The 23,664-nt window shown below is 61.8% G+C and carries 20 protein-coding genes and 1 pseudogene; 12 read left to right on the forward strand and 9 right to left on the reverse strand.

What is annotated here, in order from left to right; genetic code table 11:
- Positions 1 to 467 precede the first annotated feature (467 nt).
- A complete protein-coding gene (locus tag WN982_RS06460) occupies positions 468 to 2,108 on the forward strand; it encodes an alkaline phosphatase family protein (protein WP_341315732.1) in 1,641 nt (546 codons plus the stop codon).
- 639 nt (positions 2,109 to 2,747) lie between these two features.
- Here the strand turns inward: WN982_RS06460 and WN982_RS06465 are convergent.
- Positions 2,748 to 2,909: a hypothetical protein gene (locus WN982_RS06465; RefSeq protein WP_341314916.1), complete on the reverse strand. Its 162-nt coding sequence runs from the start codon at positions 2,907 to 2,909 to the stop codon at positions 2,748 to 2,750.
- Between the two features lie 274 nt (positions 2,910 to 3,183).
- Between WN982_RS06465 and WN982_RS06470 the strand changes: the two genes are divergently transcribed.
- Both WN982_RS06470 and WN982_RS06475 read left to right on the forward strand, forming a co-directional pair.
- The gene (locus tag WN982_RS06470; RefSeq protein WP_341314917.1) at positions 3,184 to 3,885 is read left to right on the forward strand and encodes a TetR/AcrR family transcriptional regulator; all 702 of its coding nucleotides are present in this window, start codon (positions 3,184 to 3,186) and stop codon (positions 3,883 to 3,885) included.
- A complete protein-coding gene (locus WN982_RS06475; protein WP_341314918.1) occupies positions 3,878 to 4,480 on the forward strand; it encodes a M20/M25/M40 family metallo-hydrolase in 603 nt (200 codons plus the stop codon). Before WN982_RS06470 ends, WN982_RS06475 begins: the two co-directional genes overlap by 8 nt.
- A gap of 67 nt (positions 4,481 to 4,547) precedes the next feature.
- On the opposite strand, the gene WN982_RS06480 is transcribed toward WN982_RS06475, so the two are convergent.
- Positions 4,548 to 5,348, reverse strand: a complete 801-nt coding sequence (locus WN982_RS06480) for a DeoR/GlpR family DNA-binding transcription regulator (RefSeq protein WP_341314919.1) — start codon at positions 5,346 to 5,348, stop codon at positions 4,548 to 4,550.
- Positions 5,349 to 5,685: 337 nt separating this feature from the next.
- Here WN982_RS06480 and WN982_RS06485 point away from each other — a divergent pair, with 337 nt between their 5' ends.
- From WN982_RS06485 to WN982_RS06510, 6 genes are all read left to right on the forward strand, one after another.
- Positions 5,686 to 6,681 (forward strand): 2-keto-3-deoxygluconate permease, encoded by a 996-nt coding sequence (locus WN982_RS06485; RefSeq protein WP_341314920.1) that lies wholly within the window; start codon positions 5,686 to 5,688, stop codon positions 6,679 to 6,681.
- Positions 6,678 to 8,021, forward strand: a complete 1,344-nt coding sequence (locus tag WN982_RS06490) for a four-carbon acid sugar kinase family protein (protein WP_341314921.1) — start codon at positions 6,678 to 6,680, stop codon at positions 8,019 to 8,021. Before WN982_RS06485 ends, WN982_RS06490 begins: the two co-directional genes overlap by 4 nt.
- Entirely contained in the window at positions 8,018 to 9,019 is a 1,002-nt protein-coding gene (gene pdxA / locus WN982_RS06495) for a 4-hydroxythreonine-4-phosphate dehydrogenase PdxA (protein WP_341314922.1), read from the forward strand. The genes WN982_RS06490 and pdxA overlap by 4 nt, the downstream gene beginning before the upstream one ends.
- A gap of 87 nt (positions 9,020 to 9,106) precedes the next feature.
- Positions 9,107 to 9,709 carry a TetR family transcriptional regulator C-terminal domain-containing protein gene (locus WN982_RS06500; protein ID WP_341314923.1) on the forward strand — a complete coding sequence of 201 codons (603 nt, stop codon included), beginning with the start codon at positions 9,107 to 9,109 and terminating at the stop codon, positions 9,707 to 9,709.
- A gap of 99 nt (positions 9,710 to 9,808) precedes the next feature.
- Positions 9,809 to 10,963, forward strand: coding sequence for an alcohol dehydrogenase (gene yqhD / locus WN982_RS06505; protein WP_341314924.1), 1,155 nt, complete (start codon positions 9,809 to 9,811; stop codon positions 10,961 to 10,963).
- Positions 10,964 to 11,004: 41 nt separating this feature from the next.
- Entirely contained in the window at positions 11,005 to 11,907 is a 903-nt protein-coding gene (locus WN982_RS06510) for an NAD(P)-dependent oxidoreductase (protein WP_341314925.1), read from the forward strand.
- Between the two features lie 224 nt (positions 11,908 to 12,131).
- Here the strand turns inward: WN982_RS06510 and WN982_RS06515 are convergent, their stop codons facing one another.
- Positions 12,132 to 12,656: a TolC family protein gene (locus tag WN982_RS06515; RefSeq protein WP_341314926.1), complete on the reverse strand. Its 525-nt coding sequence runs from the start codon at positions 12,654 to 12,656 to the stop codon at positions 12,132 to 12,134.
- Positions 12,657 to 13,264: 608 nt separating this feature from the next.
- Between WN982_RS06515 and WN982_RS06520 the strand changes: the two genes are divergently transcribed.
- Entirely contained in the window at positions 13,265 to 13,528 is a 264-nt protein-coding gene (locus WN982_RS06520) for a hypothetical protein (RefSeq protein ID WP_341314927.1), read from the forward strand.
- Positions 13,529 to 13,799: 271 nt separating this feature from the next.
- Here WN982_RS06520 and WN982_RS06525 read toward each other — a convergent pair whose 3' ends face one another.
- From WN982_RS06525 to WN982_RS06540, 4 genes are all read right to left on the reverse strand, one after another.
- The gene (locus WN982_RS06525) at positions 13,800 to 14,312 is read right to left on the reverse strand and encodes a DUF4158 domain-containing protein (RefSeq protein ID WP_341314928.1); all 513 of its coding nucleotides are present in this window, start codon (positions 14,310 to 14,312) and stop codon (positions 13,800 to 13,802) included.
- Complete coding sequence (locus tag WN982_RS06530; protein WP_341314929.1) at positions 14,309 to 15,439, reverse strand: acyl-CoA dehydrogenase; 1,131 nt, start codon at positions 15,437 to 15,439, stop codon at positions 14,309 to 14,311. Before WN982_RS06530 ends, WN982_RS06525 begins: the two co-directional genes overlap by 4 nt.
- A 12-nt stretch (positions 15,440 to 15,451) precedes the next feature.
- Positions 15,452 to 16,660 carry an acyl-CoA dehydrogenase family protein gene (locus WN982_RS06535; RefSeq protein ID WP_341314930.1) on the reverse strand — a complete coding sequence of 403 codons (1,209 nt, stop codon included), beginning with the start codon at positions 16,658 to 16,660 and terminating at the stop codon, positions 15,452 to 15,454.
- A gap of 94 nt (positions 16,661 to 16,754) precedes the next feature.
- Positions 16,755 to 18,875, reverse strand: coding sequence for a 3-hydroxyacyl-CoA dehydrogenase NAD-binding domain-containing protein (locus WN982_RS06540; protein WP_341314931.1), 2,121 nt, complete (start codon positions 18,873 to 18,875; stop codon positions 16,755 to 16,757).
- A 140-nt stretch (positions 18,876 to 19,015) separates the two neighbouring features.
- Between WN982_RS06540 and WN982_RS06545 the strand changes: the two genes are divergently transcribed.
- Positions 19,016 to 19,915: a LysR family transcriptional regulator gene (locus WN982_RS06545; protein WP_341314932.1), complete on the forward strand. Its 900-nt coding sequence runs from the start codon at positions 19,016 to 19,018 to the stop codon at positions 19,913 to 19,915.
- Positions 19,916 to 20,660: 745 nt separating this feature from the next.
- Positions 20,661 to 21,041, forward strand: a complete 381-nt coding sequence (locus tag WN982_RS06550) for a DUF5594 family protein (protein WP_341314933.1) — start codon at positions 20,661 to 20,663, stop codon at positions 21,039 to 21,041.
- 49 nt (positions 21,042 to 21,090) lie between these two features.
- Here the strand turns inward: WN982_RS06550 and WN982_RS06555 are convergent.
- Both WN982_RS06555 and WN982_RS06560 read right to left on the reverse strand, forming a co-directional pair.
- A pseudogene (locus WN982_RS06555) lies at positions 21,091 to 21,930 on the reverse strand (methyl-accepting chemotaxis protein); the annotation flags it as partial.
- 78 nt (positions 21,931 to 22,008) lie between these two features.
- Positions 22,009 to 23,400, reverse strand: a complete 1,392-nt coding sequence (locus tag WN982_RS06560; RefSeq protein WP_341314934.1) for a PLP-dependent aminotransferase family protein — start codon at positions 23,398 to 23,400, stop codon at positions 22,009 to 22,011.
- Positions 23,401 to 23,664 lie beyond the last annotated feature (264 nt).

Below are 23,664 nucleotides of genomic sequence, written 5' to 3' on the forward strand. Positions count from 1 at the left end.
TGTGACGCTAGCGTGTCATCATGGCGATAAGGATAGAAATGTAGTCGTCATGTGACGACATTTTATTGCGCTGATGCGCACTCTGTTTGCAGGCGTCAAATCCCCGAGAAACGGTGACTGGATGTCGTTTGGATGTGACTTCAGCATGAAATATGCATAATAGTGTACGATTGATATCGTCAGATGACGATCACTGATTGGGCTGACGAATGGTAGCCGGGGTTCGACGAAAGCTTAGGCGCCGCCGTGTTCCTATCGCGCATATGCTGGCGAGAGGAAGGTGCGGATATGCATTGGTAGCGTGGGTCACACGTCATCTCAGTCGCGCTGAGATGACGAATCCGATGGAAGATGACGAACTCGTAATCGTCGCTTAACAGTCACGACACCGGTGCAAGCGAGAATGGGCGTGTTCCGTTCGAAATGCGATGCATTGGGAAACACTTCAATAGGTAGACATAGACATGATGTTCGTTCGTCGGCAATTTCCCTTGGCAACTGCACTAGCGCTTTGCCTGTCTATCTCGCTCGGAGCGTATGGTGAGACCGGCGTCACATCGAGCGTCGCAACTGCCTCGGTACCGCGGCCCCGGGATGGAGTGCAGACGGCTACCCCGATCAAACATCTTGTCGTGATATTTGGCGAGAACGTTTCGTTCGATCACTACTTTGGAACATATCCGAATGCGCTGAACCCGGCCGGTGAGCCGACCTTCAGCGCATTGCCCAATACGCGACGGATCAACGGGCTACTGGACGGGCTACTCAGGTCCAATCCGAATTCGACGAACGCCGCCAACGGCTCCGACGCCGCAGATCCATTCCGTCTCGATCGCTCGCAGGCGCTTACGGCTTCACAAGATCACGCCTACAAGCCGGAGCAATTGGCATTCGATAATGGCGCGATGGACCTGTTTCCGAAATACACCGGCCGCACCTCGGCAACAGGCGGCTCGAGTGCCTTGTACACAAAGGGGCTCGTGATGGGGTATTACGACGGCAACACCGTTACCGCGCTGTGGAACTATGCGCAACATTTCGCGCTAAACGACAACTCGTTCGACACGACGTTTGGCCCATCCACGCCTGGCGCGCTGAACCTGATCTCCGGGCAGACGAATGGGGCGACGGTGGCGACCACCATGAATACGAACAATCGGAACCTCGTCAGCGACGGCGCCGACGGCCTGACAGTCGTCGGTGACCTCGATCCGACGGGCGATGTCTGCTCCAAGGGCACGACAATCAGTATGCAGGGGAAGAATGTCGGCGACCTGCTGAACGCGAAGAATATTTCGTGGGGCTGGTTTGAAGGTGGCTTTGACCTCAGCGCGAGGAATGCGAACGGAACGACAGGCTGCGCGCGTAGCTCACATTCGCCGGTGGTGCAGGGCTATAAGGTTGACTACGTGCCGCACCATCAGCCGTTCCAGTATTACGCGTCCACCGCTAATCCGAAGCACGAGCGTCCCGCGTCCGTTGCGGCAATCGGCACCAGTAGCGACGGCGGCGCAAACCATCAATACGACATCGACGACTTCTACGCGGCGGTGAGCGCGGGGAATTTTCCTGCCGTCAGTTTTCTTAAGGCGCCGGCGTACCAGGATGCACACGCGGGCAATTCGGACCCGCTCGATGAGCAGGCGTTCGTGACGAAGGTAATCAACTTTCTCCAGCAACAGGACGACTGGAAGAGCACGGCGGTCGTGCTCGCCTACGACGATTCGGACGGCTGGTATGACCATGTATCTCACGTCGTCAACGGATCGACAAGCACGCAGGACGCCCTCAACGGTCCGAATACTTGCGGCCGAGGCACACCGCTCGATGGGCTAACAGGTGTACCGGTGCAGGGCCGCTGCGGGTATGGTCCGCGTCTCCCGCTGCTTGTGGTCTCGCCGTACGCGAAGGCAAACTATATCGATCATACGCTGACCGACCAAACTTCCGTTCTTCGCTTCATCGAAGACAACTGGCTGAACGGGGCGCGCGTTGGGCAAGGTTCATTCGATGTCATGGCCGGCGCAATCAATAACATGTTCGACTTCGGCTCGCCTCAGAACTCCAAGTTGTTTCTTGACACAGTGACCGGCCAGCCACTGCGCTAGTCGATGGGTGTGTCGATGGCGGTTACAACGAAGCTCGCCGTAGCGTCGCCATCCCAGCGTGTTGCATGATGTCTACGAGGACACTCTCGATTCGGCAACGCGAGCCGCCACCTGACGATTGTGCGCGCCACGCTCGACCAGGCGTTCCTTCACTCTGAGTTGCGTGGCGTCGATGTGCGGGTTGCGTGGGCGCAGTTTTATCTCTCCATTTATCACGAGACTTAGCAGCACTATGAAAGTCTTGCGAAAACACCGGGGAAAGCGCGCTTGCAAAAGAAGTTGACGCGGGCGTCAGGCATTCGACCAACGCGTGTCTTTCCCGACGATGCCCGACAGCAAGATCGTCACGCCTGCGGCAAGTTGGCTGCGCCCTCAAAACGCTTAGCCACGGCTGATCCAACTCACATTTGTTGATTAGGATGGGAAACTAATGCTGCGCATCGTCGTGAGCGGAAAAGCTATCGACGACTAAAGCCAGGGAAAGCGCGATTTCTTTCTGCGCGTTGCTGTGGTGCTCGACTCCGCACGAGTGAAGGCGTGCCCGGTGGCGAGTTTAGAGATGAAGGTAGAGAGGAAGTACATGAATGGAGGGTTCCGGTTTAAATATCTGGCCTATGTGAGAAGCGGCCTGTCGGTAAGTCACTTCATCGTGCAGTAAGCAGGGCCACTCGAAACGGCGGGCACCACGGTTTCCGTGAAGCCCAGTTCCACAAAGTCGAATTGTCCTTTGCGGATGCGGTGCGCCGGCTCGGCGCCGGCAATGACCACTGTCGCGTTGCTGAACCGTTTGAAGCCGAACATGACAGACTGGCGGGTTGACAAAGACATGGGCAAAGAACCGGAAGCGGGTTGATCGACAGACCCGCAGACACCGCCGGTTGACGTGCATGCGGCCGTCAGCAGTCAAAGATGGGGCTCGCTTCGCGACAGCCTGAGACGGACTTGGCTATGCCGGGTGGCAGGCGGGGCTGCTTTTCACGCCCTGGCGATGTACTCTATCAAATCATAAGTCGTCATGTGAAGATATATTTGTTAAATGATAGGCACGGGGGAGTCATGAAGGCGACGCCCAGGCATGTTGCGGAACCCGGTCGCGGGCCGGGGAAGCTCGGGCCCCGGTCAAGCGGCCGGTGAAAGAGGCGCCGCAGGGCGTGCCGAGCGTCAAGCACGCGTGCTGGCCAAGGCTGCCGAGTATTTCGTGGAGCACTGGCTGAACGCACAAACCCGCGCGATTGTGGATGTGTGCGGTGTCTCGCGACGCTTGCTGTATAGCCTGTTCGCCAGCAAGGCCGCTTTGATCGACGTGGTTTATCGGCACGAGATCGTCGGGACCTTCAAGGTAATGTGGTTTGTTCAATTGAAAGGCCGCAGTGTGCCGATTGAAGGTAGGCTCAATACGTTTTGTCGCGAGTATTACGTCACCTTGCTGACGCGGCGTTGGCTGAGGCTGTTTCTCTATTCCTCGCTTGAAGACATGAAGATGGCGCCGACCTATGCCAACGCTGTTGTGACGCATGCGCTTGAGATCATCGTCTTGGAGGCGGCGTACGAATTGGGCCGCAGCGCGCCCTCCGATCCGGCGCACCTGACAGAGTTGGGCTGGCTGCTGCACGGGGCGGTGTCGCACCTCGCGATTCGCCACCGTATCTACTCGAACGACAATACGATGCCTTCCGGTGCCGTGATTGCGATGCACGTTCGTGCCTTTCTGACTGGCATGGGGCGTGCAACGGTACTTGCTGCGCCGCGGTCTGTTTGTGAGGTAATCAATGATTGAAGCTGATTTGGTCGACAAGATGGTGGCGTGGCGTCGTGCACTGCATGCGCACCCCGAGACCGCATTCGAAGAAGTCTCGACGGCGCGGCTGGTGGCATCGGCGCTGCGCGACTACGGTTTTGAAGTGACCGAGGGCGTCGGCAAAACCGGTGTGGTCGGTACGCTGCGAAGGGGGAGCGGTCCTGCGCTCGGATTGCGTGCGGATATGGATGCGCTGCCGATGGTGGAGTACAACGAATTCGAGCACCGTTCGCAACACAGCGGAAAAATGCATGCGTGTGGTCACGACGGCCACACCGCGATGCTGCTGGGCGCCGCCGCTTCGTTAAGCCGCGATACCGGTTGGCACGGTACGGCTCGCGCGACCGTCGGCGCGGCGAAGGTGACGTTAGGCTGTAAGCCGTCGATGGCCCCGGAAGACTTCGCGTTCATGGCGCAGGCCAAGCCGGGTGCGTATGTATGGATGAGGGTCGACGGGCCCGAGCCTGGCGCTCCGCTTCACAACCCGCACTACGACTTCAACGACGACGCATTGGCTACCGGTGCGTCGTATTGGGTGAACGTCGTGAAGGCGTTTGGCGCTGCGCGCGTGTGAACCCTCGAGACTGTCCTGTGCGGCTGCGTGGTCTGTAAGGGCTGCGCGGCGCCGAGCCCTTACGACACTATGACTTTCCGTGAGGCGGAGACTGGCCCGCCTGCTGCGACGCGGTTTCGATCGTCACTTCGCCGTGCAGCAGGAACGTTGCCAATTCCGGCGCGCCCGGTTGAGCATCGGTCACCAGGGTCCAGTCGCGCTCGAGTGGTGTCCAGTGCTGCTGGCTCGCGCGATCCAGTTTGTGCGACGTCACCAGCACGAAAACGCTGGCCGCCTGCCTGATGATGCATTCCTTCAGATAGGCCTGCTCGGCGGTCGCCTCGCAGAGCCCACGGCCGGCGACTACACCGTCCGCGCCAAGGAACGCCTTGTCGACGGACAGGCGGTTTAACGCGATCTGCGCGAGCGGCCCGAGTGTGCTCATGCTCGAGGGCCGTAGATCGCCGCCGATCAACGTGACCGGGACCTCGCTCGATGCAAGCAGGCCGATTGCCAGCAGGTTGTTAGTGACCACGCGAATATCGCGGCGGCCGGCCAGCAGCCGGGCCAATGCAGCGGTGGTGGTGCCGCCGTCGAGAAAGATGGTATCGCCGTCCTGGACGTGGCTCACCGCCACCTGCGCGATCGCATCCTTCTGCTCGCGGAAGCTTTCGCGCCGCAGATCGAGCGACTCCTCGGGTTCGTGAATCCCCACCGAGGCGGCCGCGCCCCCGTACGTGCGCACGACGAGCCGTTCGTCGGCGAGCGCGCGCAGGTCGCGACGCACGGTTGCTTCGGACATGCCGAAATGCTCGCAAAGGGCGCCTACGTCGTTCATGCCGGACAGGACGGCCTTCAGCATCGCCTCGCGGCGGTTCGTAACTTTCATGGTGATAGAGGGTAACGGGTCGTCCGAATGGTGCGCGCAATGGAGAGGAAAGGCGTCAACGGGCGTAAGTGTAATCAAACCAGTTGCCAGGGCAACGCCGGGGTGGGGCGCGCCGCACCCGCGGCGTCGTCACGGTACGCAAGTGTTTTAGCCTATTTTGATCGATTCGATCAATTTTGGCTCGCATCCCGCCTGGAACGCCGTATTGCGGCGAATCTATTAACCCCACGACTGACTGGTGATTGGATTGCACATAGTCGTTTCGTCACGTACACTCAGAATGATCGAATAAGTCAATTTTATGATTGCATCGATCATTTGCAAACAGGAGACAATGATGGCCCAACTTCCTATCAAGCGCGCGATCGAACGCGTCCCGGGCGGGATGATGATCGTCCCGCTACTGTTCGGCGCACTGATCGCCACCTTCTTGCCGAACATGCCGAAGTTCTTCGGCTCGTTCACGAATGCGCTGTTTACCGGTGCATTGCCGATCCTCGCCGTGTTCTATGTGTGCATGGGTTCGTCGATCGATGTGAAAGCAACGCCTTATCTGCTCAAGAAGGGCGGGGCGCTATTCGCGGCCAAGGTTGGGTCGGCGATTCTGGTGGGTGTCGTGCTGGGCCACTTCCTGGGTGAGCAGCCGGTTTCGTCCGGGCTGTTCGCGGGAATGTCGACGCTAGCGGTGGTCGCCGCGATGAACGACACGAACGGCGGCCTGTACATGGCGTTGATGGGTCAATATGGCAAGTCTGAAGACGTCGGCGCTTACACGATCATGTCGCTCGAATCCGGCCCGTTCCTTACGATGGTCACGCTCGGCGTGGCCGGGCTGTCGGCGTTTCCGTGGCAGACGCTGGTCGGCAGTATCCTGCCGCTCGCGGCCGGCATGCTGCTCGGCAATCTGGACCGTGAGATGCGCAACTTTCTCGGCCGCGCTGTGCCTGTGATGATTCCGTTCTTCGCCTTGGCGCTGGGCGCGAGCCTCGACCTGCACAAAGTATGGCAGGCCGGCTTGCTCGGCATGGGCCTCGGCGTCGCGGTGGTGATCGTGACCGGCATCCCCCTGTATTTGACCGATCGGCTAACCGGCGGCACGGGTGTCGCAGGCGTGGCGGCAGCCAACACGGCAGGCAACGGCGCGGCTGTGCCGGCGCTGATTGCAGCGGCCAACCCGGTCTATGCAGAGGCCGCGAAGAGCGCGACCTTGCTGGTCGCCTCGTGCGTCGTCGTGACTGCGATCGTGTCGCCGATTCTCACTGCGGCCGTCGCAAAGCGGGTCGGCAAGCACGCCGACGCCAGCCGCGCTGCTGCCTTGGAGGCAACCCGGTGAGCAACACGAGCATTCTGATCATCGCCGACGACCTGTCCGGCGCCGCCGACTGCGCGATTGCGTTTGCGGGCGCGGGGCGCAGTACGGCGGTCACGCTGAACGCGTCGCGCGCGATGGGCGCGGCGGAGGTGATCGCGGTGGACACGGACACGCGCCGCATGCCGCCGGCCGAAGCGGCGCACTGCACCCGCGCCGCGTGGCTGGCGCAGCGCCGGCCGGGGCGGCGTCTGTACAAGAAAATCGATTCGACCTTACGCGGTAACTGGGCTGCGGAAGTAGCCGCGTTGCAGCCGCTCGCGGGCCTCGCCATCGTCGCCACGGCCTTTCCTGCCACCGGGCGCACCGTGCGTGAGGGCCGCGTATTCGTGCGCGGCGTGCCGCTCGAAAACACGGAAACGTGGAAGCTCGAACATGCCGCGCGTTCCGCAGACCTCAACGCCATGGTCGAGGCGGTCGGCTTGCGTACCGCACCGTTGGGTGTCGACGCGCTGCGTGGCGATCCCGCAGCGTTGCGTGATGCCATTGCCGCGGAGGCGAGCAGCGGCGCGCAGGCGCTCATCGTCGATGCGGAAACAGATGCGGATTTGAGGGCGCTCGCGCAGGCGACGGCGTCGATGGACGAAGCCCTGTTCTGGGTTGGCTCAGGCGGTCTGGCTCGCGAACTGGCGTCGTTGAGCGACCTGTTCGATGTTGCCACGGAAGCCGCGCAAGACGTGCCGGTGGAGCCGGAGCAGCAGAGAAGCGCGATCCTGATTCTGGTGGGCAGCCTGTCGGCCGTCTCGGAACAGCAATGCGCGATGCTGCGCGAGCGTGCGGGTGTTGGGGAGCTGATCGTGCCGCCGGTCGTGCTGCGTGCGGGCGAGCTTCATCTGGAGTGGGCTGGCTGGCAAGCGCGCGTCGGCGCGCATCTGAGCGCGCACACCGACTTGCTGGTGCGAATTGGTCGCGACGATCTGTTCGATCCCGCCGAGGGCGCCCAATTGTCGGCGACGCTCGCTTCGCTCGTGGCACCGTTTTTCACGCATCTGAGCGGCTTGATCGCGACGGGCGGCGAAACCGCGCGCGCAATGCTCCGTACAGCCGGCATCGACAGCCTGCAATTGCTTTCGGAAATCGAGCCGGGCGTGGCGGTGGGCCGCCCGCACGACAACCCGCGCCTCACCGTCGTCACCAAAGCCGGCGCCTTTGGCAGCGAGCACGCGCTGTATGGCGCCTACCTTCATCTGCGGGGCACACCGGAGTTCGCTTACAGCGAGTCCGGATCGACTCACCCGAGCGGCACAACGATATCTTCGTCGGCGCGCGAAACGAACCAACGTCATTCAGGCAAAACATCATGAGCAACTATCTTCCAGTCATCGGCATCACGATGGGCGACGCAGCGGGCGTGGGTCCGGAAATCGTCGTCAAGAGCTTGACGCACGAGTCCGTCTACCGGCAGTGCCGCCCGCTTGTCATCGGCGATGCGGCGCGCCTTGAGCAGGCAAACCGGATTGTCGGCGGCAGCACGAAAGTGCGCCGCATCGCGAAGCCGTCGGATGCGCAATATGAACGGGGCACCATCGACTGCATCGACCTCGCGCTGATTCCTGCGGACTTGCCTTTCGGCGCACTGTCGGCGCTCGCAGGCGACGCCGCGTATCAGTACATCGCGCGCGCCGTCGAACTCGCTAAGGCCGACGAGATCGATGCGATCTGCACGGCGCCGCTGAACAAGGAAGCGTTGCACGCCGGCGGTCACAAGTATCCCGGCCACACTGAAATGCTCGCGCACCTCACGGGCATCGAGGAGGTGTCGATGATGCTGGTCGCGCCGAAACTGCGCGTGATCCACGTGACGACCCACATCGGCATTATCGATGCGATCCGCAAGATCGAACCGGGCCTCGTGCAGCGCACGATCGAGCGAGGTCATGCGACGCTGGTGAAGGCGGGCATCGCCAATCCGCGCATCGCCGTGTGTGGCATCAACCCGCATGCTGGCGAAAATGGCCTGTTCGGTTATGGCGAGGAAGAGGAAAAGATTGTTCCAGCCGTGCAGGTCTTGCGTGAACGCGGCTGGGACATCGAAGGCCCGCTCCCTGCCGACACGCTGTTCTTCCGTGCGGGACGCGGCGACTTCGATCTGGTGGTGGCGATGTACCACGATCAGGGCCATGGTCCGGTCAAGGTGCTTGGCCTCGAAGCCGGCGTCAACGTGACGGTCGGCCTCGATGTGATCCGTACCTCGGTCGATCACGGCACGGCGTTCGATATCGCAGGCAAAGGCATCGCTGACGAACGCAGCCTGCTCGAAGCACTGCGTCAAGGCGCCGAGCTCGCGACGCGCCGCATCTGACGCGGCTTGAGATCGATGGATGTGCACGGTGTCGCCCGCTCGCGCGTAGCGACAGCGTCGCCTTTTAGGGTTGTAGTTGTAATGCTCATGCACACACGACGCACTGAAGATTTTCGCGAAAGACTACTCGTAGCGGGTGTCGCGCTGTTCGCCGAAACGGGTTATCACGGCACCGGCGTAAAAGACATCGTCGAGCGTGCCGGCGTGCCGAAGGGGTCGTTCTACAACTACTTCGAGAGCAAAGAGGCATTCGGCGCGGCGATCCTGCACCACTACGCGCAGGAGCAGGCCGCTGAATGGAAGCAGTATTCGCTCGAAGCGGCGTCATCTGATCCGCTGCTTGCGCTTCGCGGCATCTACACGCGCATCGTTGCCGACTACGAAGACTGTGACGACCGCTACGGTTGTCTGGTCGGCAACTTTGCGGGCGAGATCGCGCAGTCGAGCGATCTGTGCCGGGTCGCTGCGCGCAGGACGGTCAACGAATGGCGTGTCGGCTGTGCCGATTATCTGCGGCGCGGCCAGGAATACGGCTGCGTGCGGCGCGATCTTTCAGCTGATGCAATGGCTGACCTTTTCTGGAGCGCGTGGGAAGGCAGCCTGCTGCGCATGAAGCTGGATGACTCGGTCGAGCCGCTTAAGGCTTGCGTGCATTCAATGTTCGATCTGTTTTTCAAATCCCGGCAGTAACGGCCGTAGCTGGTCTGAACGGCGTCTGGTTTTGATCCGGGCAACCGTTTATTCCGTTGTAAGACGACCGGTCATTTCAATGTAAGGAAACGAGATTCAATGCAGAACTTTACGTTTCATAACCCCACACGAATCATCTTCGGCGAAGGCCAGATTGCCGCACTTGATGCGCACGTCCCGCCCAACGCACGGGTGCTGATTACGTGTGGCGGCGGCAGCATCAAGAGCAACGGTGTGCTCGCGCAAGTGCAGGCGGCGCTCGGTGACCGCGCATGGCACGTGTTCGGTGGCATCGAACCGAATCCCACTTACGAAACGCTGATGGAAGCTGTTGCGCTCGCCCGCGAAAAGAACATCGATTTTCTGCTGGCGGTGGGCGGCGGCTCGGTGATCGACGGCACCAAGTTCGTCGCTGCCGCAGTGAAGTTCGACGGCGAACCGTGGGACATTCTGGCGAAGCAGGCCGAGATACACAACGCGATGCCGTTCGGCAGCGTGCTGACGCTGCCCGCCACCGGTTCGGAGATGAACAACGGCGGCGTTATCAGCCACCGCGGGAAAGGCGACAAGCTGCCGTTCCGTAGCGAGGCGACCTATCCGGTCTTCTCGGTGCTCGATCCGACCACGACCTATTCGTTGCCGCCGCGGCAGATTGCGAACGGTGTCGTCGATGCGTTCGTTCATATCGTCGAGCAGTATCTGACCTATCCGGTGGGCGCCAGGGTACAGGACCGTTTCGCCGAAGGCCTGCTGATCACGCTGACTGAAGTCGGCCCGCAAGCGCTTGCCGAGCCGCACAACTATGCGGTGCGAGCCAACCTGATGTGGACGGCAACACTGGCGCTGAACGGCCTGATCGGCGCCGGCGTGCCGCAGGACTGGGCGACCCACATGCTCGGCCACGAGATCACGGCGCTGCACGGACTCGATCATGCACAGACGCTCGCTATCGTGTTGCCGGCCATGCTGAGCGTGCGCCGCGAGTCGAAGCGCGCGAAGTTGCTGCAATACGCCGAACGCGTCTGGAACATTACCGAGGGCAGCGAGGACGAGCGTATCAGTGCGGCGATCACGGCGACCCGCGTGTTCTTCGAGCGCATGACGGTGGGAACCCGCTTGCGCGACTACCAGATTGGCGGCCAGACAATCGGCACGCTGATTGCGAAGCTCGCAGAGCACGGGATGACGGCATTGGGCGAACACGGCGACGTGACGCTCGACGTGAGCCGTCAGGTCTATCAATTTGCGGTCTGAACAGGCCCGCATTCGCGCGGCTGATCATTTGGAGTGTCGTTATGAAAATTGGATTTGTAGGGCTTGGCTCGATGGGCGCCGCGATTGCGAAGAATCTGATCGAGTCCGGGCATGACGTGCAGGTTTTCAACCGGAGTCCGGCCCGCGCCGAGCCGCTGCGCGAAGCAGGGGCGAGCGTTGCGTCGAGTCCCGCGCAGGCGGCGCTGGGGACCGACGTGGTGTTCACGATGGTGGCCGACGATGCCGCGCACGCAGCGGTCACGTTCGGCGAGGCGGGGATCGCCACCACGCTGAAGCCGGGTGCGCTGCACATCTCGATGAGCACGATCAGTGTCGCCACTGCGCAGGACCACGTAGCGAAGTACCGTGAAGCGGGTCTAGCCTTCGTGTCCGCACCAGTATTCGGCCGGCCCGATGCCGCGGCGGCGCGCAAGCTGTTCATCATGGCGGCCGGCGCGGAGGAGCACCTCAAGGTTGCCGTGCCGCTTCTCGAAACGCTCGGACAGTCGGTGGGTATTGTCGGAGAAGATGCTTCGCAGGCCAACCTGGTGAAGCTGATCGGCAATTTCATGTTGTCCGTGATCATCGAAACGCTGGGCGAAGCCTGTGCCGTAGCAGGCAAGGCCGGCATCGATCCGATGCGTCTGGTCGAGCTGTTGACGAGCGCAAACTTCAATGCGCCGCCATACAAGATCTACGGTCCGTTGATCGCATCGCAGCAATTCCAGCCGCCTGGCTTCTCGTTGCCGCTCGGCCAGAAGGACAACCGCCTGATGCTGGCAGCCGCTGAGGCACTTGGCGTTCCGCTGCCGCTGGCAAGTCTCGTCCACGACCGGTTCCTGACGTTGCGCTCGCAAGGGCTCGGCGCCGAGCATGACTGGTCGGCGGTGGCGCTTTGCGCGTTGTCCGATGCAGGCTTGAGCAAGGCGCTTCACGGCGGCTGAGCGCAATGGGGACGATGCCGCTCGCGATGAGCGGCATTCGACGTGTCGAACAGCGCGCGAGCGGGAATGTTTAGCAATCCAAGGTGCTATCCCGGGCTCAGGTACGGCCTATATTTTCGTGCTTACTCATCGCTAGTCCCTGGCTCGTCCGACGCGCGACTGTTACCGACTCGACTCGTTATTTGCACCGGAACCAACGCTTCTCCCGTGCCGTGCAGAGGCGTTCAATTAGCGCTGCGTTCCTTGGCTGTCGCGACGAGTGCAGGCGCTGCAGCCGCTTGAGCGAGTTCATCGCTCGACCATCCGCCGCCGAGCGCATGCAGGAGTTGCACATTCGCACTCAGCTGGCGTGTCTGGATATCGAGCACGCTGCGTTGTGCCTCGAGTGCGACGGTCTGCGCCTGCACGACATCGAGGTAGCCCACTGTGCCTTGGCGATATTGGCGTAACGCGAGTTCGACCGAGTACTGGGCGGCGTTTGCCGCATCCCGTTGCTCACTAAGCGCAGTGCGGAGATATGACAGCAGGGCAAGGTTGTCTTCAACCTGCTGGAATGCAGACAGCACCACGCCGCGGTAACGTTCTCGCGCTTCTTCGGTTGCCGCCTTGGCGGAGTCGAGTTGCGCACGACGATACCCGCCGTCGAACACGTACTGCACAAGCTGCGGGCCGACCGCCCAGAACAAGTTGGGCGCGCTAACCAGGCCCGCGTAGGCTGCGCTTTGCACATCACCCTGCAAGCTGAGCATGATGTCCAGGAAGTCCGGGAAGTAAGCCTCCCCGTGATTTCCATGCAGATTACGACGGTAGCGCGATCTAGGCGCGACAATGGTTGGCGGTCAGCCCCCAATATTATGTTTATATAGATCAAATAGTTACTGTTTGTGGTTCGCGCTCGGTCGCGTACTGGCGTGTTCCGACAATTGTCCGTTGATCTGCCAATTTTTTCCGGCTAGGCTGGTCGGTCCCTCTTTCGCTTCCGGAGCGGACGGCGATGGAACACTGGCGACTTGCCTATTTGGGCATGCCGCGCGATCTGAGCGAGTTCGAACTCGCCACGTTCTTTACGTTCCCCTGGCTTGGAGGAGGTACCGCTGCGCCCGCTGTCTGGAATGCCGTTCTTTCTGCATCTTGAAGCAACCCATCGACGAGCCGCGATTCCTCTCTCCCTTTTATTTGCACCACAGCCGTCACGTCCACACGCGCTGACAGTTGCGATTGCGTCTGCGGACCAAGGCGCGCGAGCGCGTCGTGGATGATGTGCGAGTTGGCGTATTCTCGTCGCTGTTCGCTCGTATCCGGCATGTCACGCCTCCGTGCTAGGATGATTTTCGCTCACCGTGCCGAGGAGACGAACATGGCAGCCCATGACTTCACCGAGTTTTCGTGGGACGAACAGGAGGACGTCAAGGCTGTCCTTGCAAGCCGTGGACTTGACCTGCGCGAATTCAAGATCACGGACAACGACGACTACCCGACGGGTGGAAGGAACGGAACTATCCGACAGATCTCCGTAACCCGTATCACCAACGGCAAGATGGCGATCTACGACACCGATCATTTCGCCCCGTGGATCACCGATTTCGACGAGGCGCTGGCAGCGGGATATTTCGACGACTGACGTTACGGTGTTCACCGCGGCACCCCTGCTGCAATAAGTGCGTGCCGAAGATCCTGAATTGCCCCGGCCAGCGTCTCGCTGAGATATCGGACGCGTATTCATCGCACACCTCGCCTTCGCGTTCACGCACATCAACCGGCGTATTCATCACGCGCAGACAGCGTTCTGAGGGAACGCAAAACACCCGCGAATCGATCTGTTTCAGCCAATGATCGGCGCGATTCGGACGTCCCGCGAGCCGCTCCTTGAGCCAGCGCATGACATAGCGGCGCTAATGTTCGGCCATCGGCACAAAGCCGAGCGCCTGATACGCGATCACCTGATGGTCGAAGAGCGTACGTTCGCGGGTTTCATAGAGGGTGCGCAGGGTGCCGAGGTCCGGCGGCTCAATCCCGAGGTGCTTGCCCAGATGGCTCCACAGGATCCGCGGCACATACTGGTAAGCATCGAGCGTGGCGCCGGTCATGCGCACGAAGCCGGTATGCAACGCGAGCGCGAGCCGGTAAAGGGGACCACGGCGCGCGTTGATCAATGCCCGCTTTTTGGACGAGACCCGCTTAGCATTAGCGGTTTGGGCCGCTTTCTTTTGCCTACTTTTCTTTGCGGCCGGCGCCCCGAAGGAAGTCCACTTGGTGGACAAAGAAAAGTAGGTGCCGCCCCGCACAGGGGCAACGCTAATAAACCAATAAGAAAAGAAAAAACCACCGCTGCAGGCACACGGACAAATGCCGCCGCCAAAGGCAAAATAATCCAGCAAAAAGCCAACGCCGCAGGCGTACTTCAACTACGCCCCAACGCGATATACCGTTCAAGATGATGATCCTCATCCCCAAGCTGATGATCGATCATCACCAGCCGCTTGGCATAGTGGGAAAGCGGCAACTCCCACGTCATACCGATACCGCCATGCAACTGAATACACTCCTCGGCAACCAGCGCGCCAATCCGCCCAATACTATATTTAGCCGCAGAAAGAGCCCGCTCCCGCACCTTGCGCTCAGCCGCAAGCCCAGCAGCGGCATTGATCACCGCTGAGCGCGCCTGTTCGATCTCGAGCAGCAGATCAGCCATCCGATGCTGCAACGCCTGGAAGCTGCCAATCGGCACACCGAACTGCTTACGGGTACGCAAATATTCGAGCGTGTACTCCTTAGCGACATCCATTGCGCCGATGGCTTCAGCACACAACGCCAGCACGCCGCAGCCAACGCCGTATTCGAGTGTCGCATAGCCTTCGCCGGCCACGCCGAGCAACGCGTTATCACCGAGCACGACATTGTCGAACGTGACCTCAGCCGCACGTCCTCCGTCGATCTTGCCGTAGCCGCGCACGCTCACGCCCGCTGCGTCGCGAGGCACGAGAAACAGCGTGATGCCGTCTTCGGCGTCGTCCGCGCTGCGCGTGCGCGCCGAGACCAAATACGACCCGGCGTGTTCGCCGTGCTGAACCACTGCTTTCGCGCCGTTCAGCCGCCATGATTCGCCGCTGCGCTCCGCACGCGTTGTCACGCGTGACAGTTCATAGTGACTATCAGGCTCGCCATGCGCGAGTGCGACGATCCGCGAGCCGTCGATCAACTCGGCAAGCGCAGCTTTCTGCGTATCGTTGCCGCTGTGTACGATGGCCTGGCCGACGATCAGCGTGTCGAGAAACGGCTCGACCACGAGGCCGCGGCCCAGGCTCTCGAACACGACGGCGATATCGAAACCGCCGCCGCCAAAGCCACCATGCGCTTCATCGAACAACGCGCCGATAATGCCAAGCTCTGCGAAGCGATTCCACAGCTCGGTACTGAATCCTTGCGCCGAGCGCGCGATCTTGTCGCGCGTCTCGAAGCCGTATTGCTCGCTGATGAAGCGATTAAGCGTATCCGCCAGCATGCGGCGGTCTTCGGTGTGCTGGAAATTCATGGAGTGCGCCCCTTACAGTCCCAGGATCATTTTGGAAATGATGTTCTTCTGGATTTCGTTGGAGCCGCCGAAGATCGACAGCTTGCGGTTGTTGAAATACAAAGAAGCGGCGCTCGCGGCCTCATCCGGGCCTACCGGCGTGCCTTCGTATCCGTCGTGCAATGCTGCCTCGATGAAGGGCTGCGCGTACGGTCCCATCGCGCGCCGCGTAAGCGACGAGATCTCCTGGCGAATCTCGGTGCCGCGAATCTTCAGCATCGAACTCTCCGCGCCCGGCACGCCGCCGCCGGCCACGGCCGCGATCACGCGCAGGTTGGTGGTCTTCATGTTCTCCAGATCGATCTCGACGCGCGCCATGCGAGCCGCGAACTGCGGGTCTTCCGCAAGCGGCCGGCCGTTGTGCAGTTGCTTCGCGGCGATCTTGCGCAGCCGATTGAGCGCGGCGACCGAGAAGCCGACGCCCGCGATATTGGTGCGCTCATACGTGAGCAGATACTTCGCGTAAGTCCAGCCCTTGTTCTCTTCGCCGACGAGGTTCTCAACCGGCACGCGCACGTCGGTGAAGAACACTTCGTTGACTTCGTGCTCGCCGTCGAGCGTGATGATCGGCCGCACTTCGACGCCAGGCGTATTCATGTCGATCAGCAGGAAGCTGATGCCTTCCTGCTTGCGCACGTCGGTGGCGCTGCGCACCAGGCAGAAGATCATGTTCGCGTAATGGCCGAGCGTGGTCCACGTCTTCTGGCCGTTGACGATGTAGTGCTCGCCTTGCGCATCGGCGCCGCGCACGGCGGTGGTCTTGACCGAGGCGAGATCGGAACCGGCGCCGGGTTCCGAGTAGCCCTGGCACCACCAGTCGGAGCCGTCGAGAATGCGCGGCAGCCAGTGGCGCTTTTGCGCTTCGTTGCCGTATTTGATCAGTACCGGCCCGAGCATGTTGACGCCGAACGGCACGACGCGCGGCGCACCCGCCAGCGCGCATTCGTTCTCGAAGATGAATTTCTGCACCGCGCTCCAACCCGGGCCGCCGTACTCTTTCGGCCAATGATTGGCGAGCCAGCCTTGCGCGTTGAGGATCGCGTGCCACTCGGCCATGTCGGCGCGCGTCAGGCGGCGGCCGCCGTGCACTTTGTCGGCGAGTCGCTGCGGGAGTTTGTCACGCAGGAAGCCGAGCACTTCAGCGCGGAAGGCTTCTTCTTCGGGGGTGAAGTTCAGATCCATAGCGGGTTCTTCCGTAGATATTGAACGGACAGACGGCGAGCGCGTCGCCGCCTGTCGATGTGTTGTCAATGACGCGTCGTCTTAACGAGCCGTCTCAAACTGTCTGATTGAGGCTCGCGAAATCGGCGCCGCGTTCGACCAGTTCCACGAGCAACGGCGACGGCTGCCAGAACAACGGGTCTTCTTTGGCGAACTCGCGGATGTCGGCGAGGATCGTCGGCAGACCCACCATGTCCGCGTATTTCATCGGACCGCCGCGATAACGCGGAAAGCCGTAGCCGTACAGGAAGGTGACGTCCACATCGAGCGGCCGTAGCGCGATGCCTTCATGCACGACGTTGGCGCCTTCGTTGATCATCGCGGCCATATAGCGGCGCATGATTTCTTCGTCGGTGAAACTGCGCGGCGCGATGCCGGCGCGTTTGCGTTCGGCGTCGATGATTGCTTCGACTTCAGGATCGGGCATGCCGCTGCGTGAACCTTCGGCATACAGATAAAAACCGCGGCCGGTCTTCTGACCGAACCAGCCGCGTTCGCACAGACGGTCGGCGATCTGCACGTAGCGAGCTTGCGGATTACGCGTGGCGGCGCGGCGCTTGCGCGTGGCCCAACCGATGTCGCCGCCCGCCAGATCGACCACTTGAAACGGTCCCATCGGAAAGCCGAAGGCGCGCACGGCCTGGTCGATCTGATAGGGCGACGCTCCGTCTTCCATCATCGCGTCGGCGGCGGCACGATACACGGCGAGCGCGCGGTTGCCGATGAAGCCGTCGCACACGCCCGCTCGCACCGGCGTCTTCTTCAGCTTTTTCGCAAGTTCGAACGCGATGGCGACCACGTCCGCGCTGACTTGTCCCGGCACCACCACTTCCAGCAGCTTCATGATGTTGGCGGGGGAGAAGAAGTGCAGACCGATCACGTCCGTGGGACGCGAGATGCTGGCAGCGAGCGTGTCGATGTCGAGGTACGACGTGTTGGTTGCAAGCACAGCACCGGCTTTGCAAACGCGGTCGAGTTCGGCGAACACAGCCTGCTTGACCGACATGTCTTCGAAGACGGCTTCGATCACCAGATCGGCGTCGGCGAGCGCGTCGTATGACGTGCTGCCGCTCCAGCGCGTCATCACGTCCGCTTTCGCCGCGGCATTCATACGACCTTTGGAAATCAGACCGTCGTAGACTTTTTCGATGTGCGCAAGGCCGCGCGCGAGCGACGCGTCGTCGCGTTCGATCATCGTCACCGGCAAGCCCGCGTCGAGCACCGCGACCGCGATGCCCGCGCCCATCGTGCCGCCGCCCACCACGCCGATCTTGCCGAGCGCACGCGGTTTCGCGTCGCGCGTTTCCGGCGCCTTGAGTACTTCACGTTCGGCAAAGAACGCGTGAATCAGACCCGCGCGCTGCGGGCTGTCGATGCACTGCAGAAAGAGCTTGCGCTCAAACCGCAGGCCGTCTTCGAAAGGCTGTTCGATGGCGGCTTCGACGGCGTCGACGATTTTCATCGGTGAGAACAGGCCGCGCGACTTCTTTGCCGTTTCCGCGCGGGCCGTCGCGACTGCGGCGAGGCCGGCGGCGCGGTCCGTCAGCGCGTTGGCGTCTCGCGTGCGTCGTGCCGGCGCGTGCGCGGCCAGCAGTTCGTGCACATAGGCGAGCCCCTCGGCGAGGATGTCGCCACTGCTGCCGAGGCGGTCGACGAGCCCCAGCGCGTGCGCTTCCTTCGCGCCGACGTGGCGGCCGCTCAAAATCAGCTCCAGCGCGGCCTGCGCGCCCACCAGACGCGGCGTGCGTTGCGTACCTCCCGCGCCGGGCAGTAGACCGAGTTGCACTTCCGGCAAACCGAGCTTCGCGCCTTCGACGGCGAGCCGATAGTGGGCTGCCAGCGCCACTTCCAGGCCACCGCCAAGCGCGGCGCCGTGAATCGCCGCCACGACCGGCTTGCTGCATGCTTCGATCCGGTTGCACACGTCCGGCAGCGAGGGCGGTACCGGCGGCTTGCCGAACTCGCGAATATCCGCACCGGCAATGAAGTTGCGGCCGGCACCGACGATCAGCACCGCCTCGACGGCTTTGTCGGCGTCCGCGGCTTCAATCGCGGCGAGCAGGCCGCGCCGCACATCGGCGGAGAGGGCATTGACCGGCGCGTGGTCGATCGTCACCAGCAGCACTTTGCCGCGCAATTCGCGCGTCACGACGTCGGCCGAAGGTGTGAGGGTCATGGTCTTGTCTCCTGACTGTTATCCAGACATGCCGGTCTGGCGAATTCTCCGATTGTCCTGATTGTCGGTTGGACAAGGTTTATTGACAATGACATGGACCGTTGACAGACTGTCAAAATTATTTTGACAAAGGCATCGTCATGGACGTCAATTCGCTGACCTTGCTGGTGGACATTCTCGATGCAGGCAACCTGAGCGAAGCTGCACGCCGGCTGAAAATGAGCCGCGCGAACGTGAGTTACCACCTGAACCAACTTGAGCGCTCGATCGGGCTGCAACTGGTGAGGCGCACCACGCGCCGGGTCGAGCCGACTGAAATCGGTCTGCAGTTGTATGAGCACGGCCGCACGATTCAAAACGCGCTGCTGGCTGCGCACGAATCGGTTACTACGCTCGGGCAAAGCTTGCAGGGGCGGGTGCGGTTAAGTGTGCCTAGCGGTTATGGGCAACTGGTGATGTCGGAGTGGCTGATTGCGTTCAAGCGTCTTTATCCGGGAATCGTGCTGGATGTGATGTTCGAGAATCGCGTCGAGGATTTGATGCGCGATGAGGTCGATATCGCTGTAAGGGTGATGTCGGAGCCGCCGCAGAACCTTGTCGCGCGCGATATGGGGTCGGTGAGTTATGTCGCTTGTGCTTCGCCGGCTTTTGCTGAGAGCCATGGCATGCCGGAGAAGCTTGACGATCTGCGGACCGCGCCGCTGATTACCGCGGCAGTCGTCGGCAAGCAGTTGCGCGTGGCGGCTTATCTGCGCGATGAGCGGCATGAGGTGCTGCTGGAGCCTGCGATTATTTCCGAGAATTTTTTGTTTTTACGGCAGGCAGTGCTTGCTGGTCTCGGTGTGGGGCTTGTGCCCGATTATGTGGTGCAGGAGGATTTGCGGCGCGGTGATGTGGTGACTGCACTCGATGAGTGGCGGTTAAGCATCTTCGGCACGAATATGTACATGCTGTATATGCCTAATCGGCATCACACTCGGGCTGCTGCGACTTTTATTGAGTTTGTGTTGGAGCAGGCGAGGGGGAGCGGGAGAGGGTGATCGTTTGAGACGCAGTGGGGAGGCGGTTTTTTGTTTGCCTGTGCGGCGCGTATGTCTGTGTGCCTGCGGCGTTGGCCTTTCCTTGTTTTCTTAGCGGTCTATTAGCGTCGCCCCTGTGCGGGGCAGGCACTTACTTTCTTTGCCGCCGCAAAGAAAGTAAGCAAAGAAAGCGGCTCAAACCGCTAACGCTTAAGCGGGTCCCTCGCGCGGTCACGGTAGTGGAGCATCTGGAATCTGTGTCATCGCACACTCCGCCTTCGTGACAAGGCAGTCATACTTCCGGCGGCGCTGCGCGCGCCGATGGGTACTTCCAAAACCGTCTGATGTTCTGCGGCTGTCTGGTTTCCCCGACTGCACCGTGTGCGTCGCGCACAGGTATGCTTGGGAAACTAATGGGGTTGTTCGTCGGGGCAGCTCGGCGTAGTACTTCAGAACATTCGGGGTGGAGGGGGCGATGAAATTGATGGTCGGATTTCTAGCGATGCTCGCACTAGCCGTCGTCGTTGTGCTGATCTCCCGCCTACCCAGCGAAGACGCTATTCGGCTCGCCGGCTATGCGGCCACCGCCGCGTTCGCGGCTCTCGTCGGGTTGCTACTTCGGTGGCGCGCCAGTCGGGCCCAACGGAACAAGCGTGCAGGGTGAAGTAGCGCCGCCTCGAACCGCCGCGCGCCTCGCACGGCGTGAGCGCGGCCGGTCCCGCATGCTACGATGCTCCGCACATTGCGCAGAACGCCGGAGACATCGATGAGTCCAGAGAGTGCCGCCCAGTTCGATCAACAGTTCGCGCCTCGCATTGCCGAGGCTATCGCGGCCTGTTTCGCCACGACTGTGCGCACCGAGGTGCTGCCTTATCGCGGGCACGGACGCCCGACGCGCGTGCGCATTCACGCCGCACCGCTCGAAGGCCTGCGCCACTATCCTCATCCGCTGAACCTGTATTTGACGTGGGATAGCGACGAGATCGAACGGCTGATGGGGACGGGAGGGCAGGCGCGCTTCGCCCGCTATCTGGCAGCGCTGCCGCGCAAGCTCGAAGCATGGCGCCATGTGCGCGAACTGGATTTTCTCTCACATACGCAGGCTGAAGCGGTGACGCTGATCGGCGGACTCGACTTCGAGTCGTAAGCGCCGCGCGAGCAACGCACGGCGCTCGAGCCTTTACGCTCTTACGCTGTTAAACCGCCGCGCCGAGCCGGAAGAAGCTCACACTCTGCACCAGACACGCTGCTTTGCCCTGCACCGCGTCAGCCGCCGCGGCGGCTTGCTCGACGAGCGCCGCATTGCTCTGCGTCACCTGATCCATCTGCGTGATCGCATCGTTGACTTCGGCAATACCGGCTGCCTGATCGACGCTGGCAGTCGCAATTGCCTCGACGATGCGCGTCACGCTGCCGGCGCTTTGCATCACGCCGTCCATCGTATGGCTGGCGTGGTTGATCAATTGCGTGCCGGCGTCGATCGTCGCAACCGACTCGCGAATCAGCGCCTTGATTTCGCGCGCTGCATCGGCCGAACGTTGCGCGAGACTGCGCACTTCGCTCGCGACCACCGCGAAGCCGCGCCCCTGGGTGCCGGCACGAGCGGCTTCAACCGCCGCGTTGAGCGCCAGAATATTGGTCTGCGCGGCGATCGCCTCGACCACGGCGATGATATCGACGATGCGTTTGGAGGCGGCGTCGATCTGTCCCATCGTGCGCACCGCGTCGGTCATCACCGCGCCACCATCACGGGCCGCTTGCGCGGCGGTCCGGGCGAGCGTGGTGGCTTCATGGGCGTTGCTGGCGTTGCGCTGAACCGAGTCGGTGAAATGCTGCATCGACGCGGCGGTTTCTTCGAGCGAGGCAGCCTGCTGTTCGGTGCGCGCCGACAAGTCGAGGTTGCCCGCGGCGATCTCCTGCGTCGCCGACGAAATCGTGTTCGCGCCTTCGCGGATTTCGCTGACGATATGCCGCAAGCGCTGGTTCATTTCGTTGAGGGCGACGAGCAGTTGACCGGTTTCATCGCGACTCACGACGCTCACGATCCTTGAGCCGCAGCACAAGCGCTGTATTCGTCTGACGATAACGTTGCCTGGCGCTAACGTCGGATCGCCTTACATCACCGGCGAATGCAGATGATGCGGATGGTCGAGCGTTTCGCCCACGATGCGCAGCGCTTCTTCGCACTCGTCGCGCGTCTTCGAGCCGCCGAGACACACGCGCATCGCGTTGGGCGGATTGCCGTCGGTAGAAAACGCCGCGCCCGCGACCGCAGCGATGCCCTGATTGCGCAGTTGCAACGCGAGTTCGGAGGCACTCCAACCGCTTTCGACCAGCACCGGCAACCATAGATGAAAGCCGTCTGGATGCGCTTCGTAAGGCCATGCTTCGAGCATGCGCGAAGCAATCGCCTGGCGTGCGCGCGATTCATTGCGGATCGCGTTGAGCATATCGAGCGCGGTCCCGTCGGCGAGCCATTGCGTCGCGAGCGTGACGGTGAATGGGCTCGCCATTACGGTTGTCGCGCGTAGCGCACCGGCCAGACGCTGCGTCTGGCGCGGCGTCGGCGCATGCAGATGCGCAACCCGCAAACCGGCGCCGAGACTTTTCGACAAACCCGTCACGTAGTAGGTGAGTTCGGGCGCGAAGCTCGCGAGCGCATCGGGCGCGCTCTGCGGCAGCATCGCGTAGGCGTCGTCTTCGATGATCGGGACGCTATAGCGCAGCGCGACATCGGCCAGCGCTTCGCGGCGTTTATGCGTGAGCGTCAGCGTGCTTGGGTTTTGCAGTGTCGGATTGCAGTAGAACGCGCTCGGTTTGTCGGTCTTGCAGAGCGCTTCGAATGCATGGGCGAGCGGACCCTCGTCGTCGCGTGGCAATGCTTGCAGACGCACGCCGAGTTGCGCGGCGATTGCCTTGATGCCGGGATAGGCGAGGGTGTCGAGGCAGATCGTGGCGCCGGGGCGCGCCAACTGCGAGACGAGCGCCACCAGTGCGCTGTGGATGCCGGGACACACCAGCACGTTCTGCGCGTCGCAATGCGGCACGCGCCGCTTCAGCCACTCGGCGCCGGCGTCCTTGTCGGCGGGCGAGCCGCCGAAGTCCTGATAGCGCAGCAACGCGTACGGATCGCTGTCGGTCATCAGCCTGGCGGCCGAGTCGCGCAAACGCGCGGCGTAGTCGGGCGGTTCGGGCGGCGTATTCATCGACATCTCGATGCTGCTGCCGCCGGTCAGCGGCAAGGTGGCCGTGCGGCCGCGCACGAAAGTGCCACTGCCGGCGCGCGAGTCGAGCAGGCCGCGCTTTCGCGCTTCGGCATACGCGCGCGCCACGGTGGTGTAGTTCAGCGCGAGTTCCAGCGCGAGATCGCGCAGGCCCGGCAAACGGTCGCGCGGACGCAGGCGTCCGGTGGCGAGATCTTCTTCGATCAGATCGGGAATCGCGAGGTAAGCCGGTTTGCGGATATCGGCGAGGCGTTTGATCCAATGGTGTGTCGGGCTGCTCATTTTTGGCTTCGGCTGGAGGTCGATAAAAGTGATCGCATGTTGAGTCGATCAATGATCGGATTGATCGTCCGTGGTGAATGAGTGCACCACGCCGACACATTCGCAGCGGCAAACCGCACCCGGCTGGTGCGATTGCGCGGTGCCAGGCGTCGTTGCTCGCGACGCCTCGGCTCCATGCAAGCTTCGCGCCCAAAAAATTTTCGAGTCGCACTTCGAATCGAGGCGGAATTGATTGCTGATTGATCGCATTGGCGTGACCGATCA

This window comes from Paraburkholderia sp. IMGN_8 (genome assembly GCF_038050405.1).
Lineage (GTDB): Bacteria > Pseudomonadota > Gammaproteobacteria > Burkholderiales > Burkholderiaceae > Paraburkholderia.

Bases quoted from the DNA above. Each gene is read 5' to 3' on its own strand.
- WN982_RS06460 (WP_341315732.1), top strand. From the start codon at position 468: ATGTTCGTTCGTCGGCAATTTCCCTTGGCAACTGCACTAGCGCTTTGC.
- WN982_RS06465 (WP_341314916.1), bottom strand. From the start codon at position 2,909: ATGTTCGGCTTCAAACGGTTCAGCAACGCGACAGTGGTCATTGCCGGC.
- WN982_RS06470 (WP_341314917.1), top strand. From the start codon at position 3,184: ATGTTGCGGAACCCGGTCGCGGGCCGGGGAAGCTCGGGCCCCGGTCAA.
- WN982_RS06475 (WP_341314918.1), top strand. From the start codon at position 3,878: ATGATTGAAGCTGATTTGGTCGACAAGATGGTGGCGTGGCGTCGTGCA.
- WN982_RS06480 (WP_341314919.1), bottom strand. From the start codon at position 5,348: ATGAAAGTTACGAACCGCCGCGAGGCGATGCTGAAGGCCGTCCTGTCC.
- WN982_RS06485 (WP_341314920.1), top strand. From the start codon at position 5,686: ATGGCCCAACTTCCTATCAAGCGCGCGATCGAACGCGTCCCGGGCGGG.
- pdxA (WP_341314922.1), top strand. From the start codon at position 8,018: ATGAGCAACTATCTTCCAGTCATCGGCATCACGATGGGCGACGCAGCG.
- WN982_RS06500 (WP_341314923.1), top strand. From the start codon at position 9,107: ATGCACACACGACGCACTGAAGATTTTCGCGAAAGACTACTCGTAGCG.
- yqhD (WP_341314924.1), top strand. From the start codon at position 9,809: ATGCAGAACTTTACGTTTCATAACCCCACACGAATCATCTTCGGCGAA.
- WN982_RS06510 (WP_341314925.1), top strand. From the start codon at position 11,005: ATGAAAATTGGATTTGTAGGGCTTGGCTCGATGGGCGCCGCGATTGCG.
- WN982_RS06515 (WP_341314926.1), bottom strand. From the start codon at position 12,656: ATGCTCAGCTTGCAGGGTGATGTGCAAAGCGCAGCCTACGCGGGCCTG.
- WN982_RS06520 (WP_341314927.1), top strand. From the start codon at position 13,265: ATGGCAGCCCATGACTTCACCGAGTTTTCGTGGGACGAACAGGAGGAC.
- WN982_RS06530 (WP_341314929.1), bottom strand. From the start codon at position 15,439: ATGAATTTCCAGCACACCGAAGACCGCCGCATGCTGGCGGATACGCTT.
- WN982_RS06535 (WP_341314930.1), bottom strand. From the start codon at position 16,660: ATGGATCTGAACTTCACCCCCGAAGAAGAAGCCTTCCGCGCTGAAGTG.
- WN982_RS06540 (WP_341314931.1), bottom strand. From the start codon at position 18,875: ATGACCCTCACACCTTCGGCCGACGTCGTGACGCGCGAATTGCGCGGC.
- WN982_RS06545 (WP_341314932.1), top strand. From the start codon at position 19,016: ATGGACGTCAATTCGCTGACCTTGCTGGTGGACATTCTCGATGCAGGC.
- WN982_RS06550 (WP_341314933.1), top strand. From the start codon at position 20,661: ATGAGTCCAGAGAGTGCCGCCCAGTTCGATCAACAGTTCGCGCCTCGC.
- WN982_RS06560 (WP_341314934.1), bottom strand. From the start codon at position 23,400: ATGAGCAGCCCGACACACCATTGGATCAAACGCCTCGCCGATATCCGC.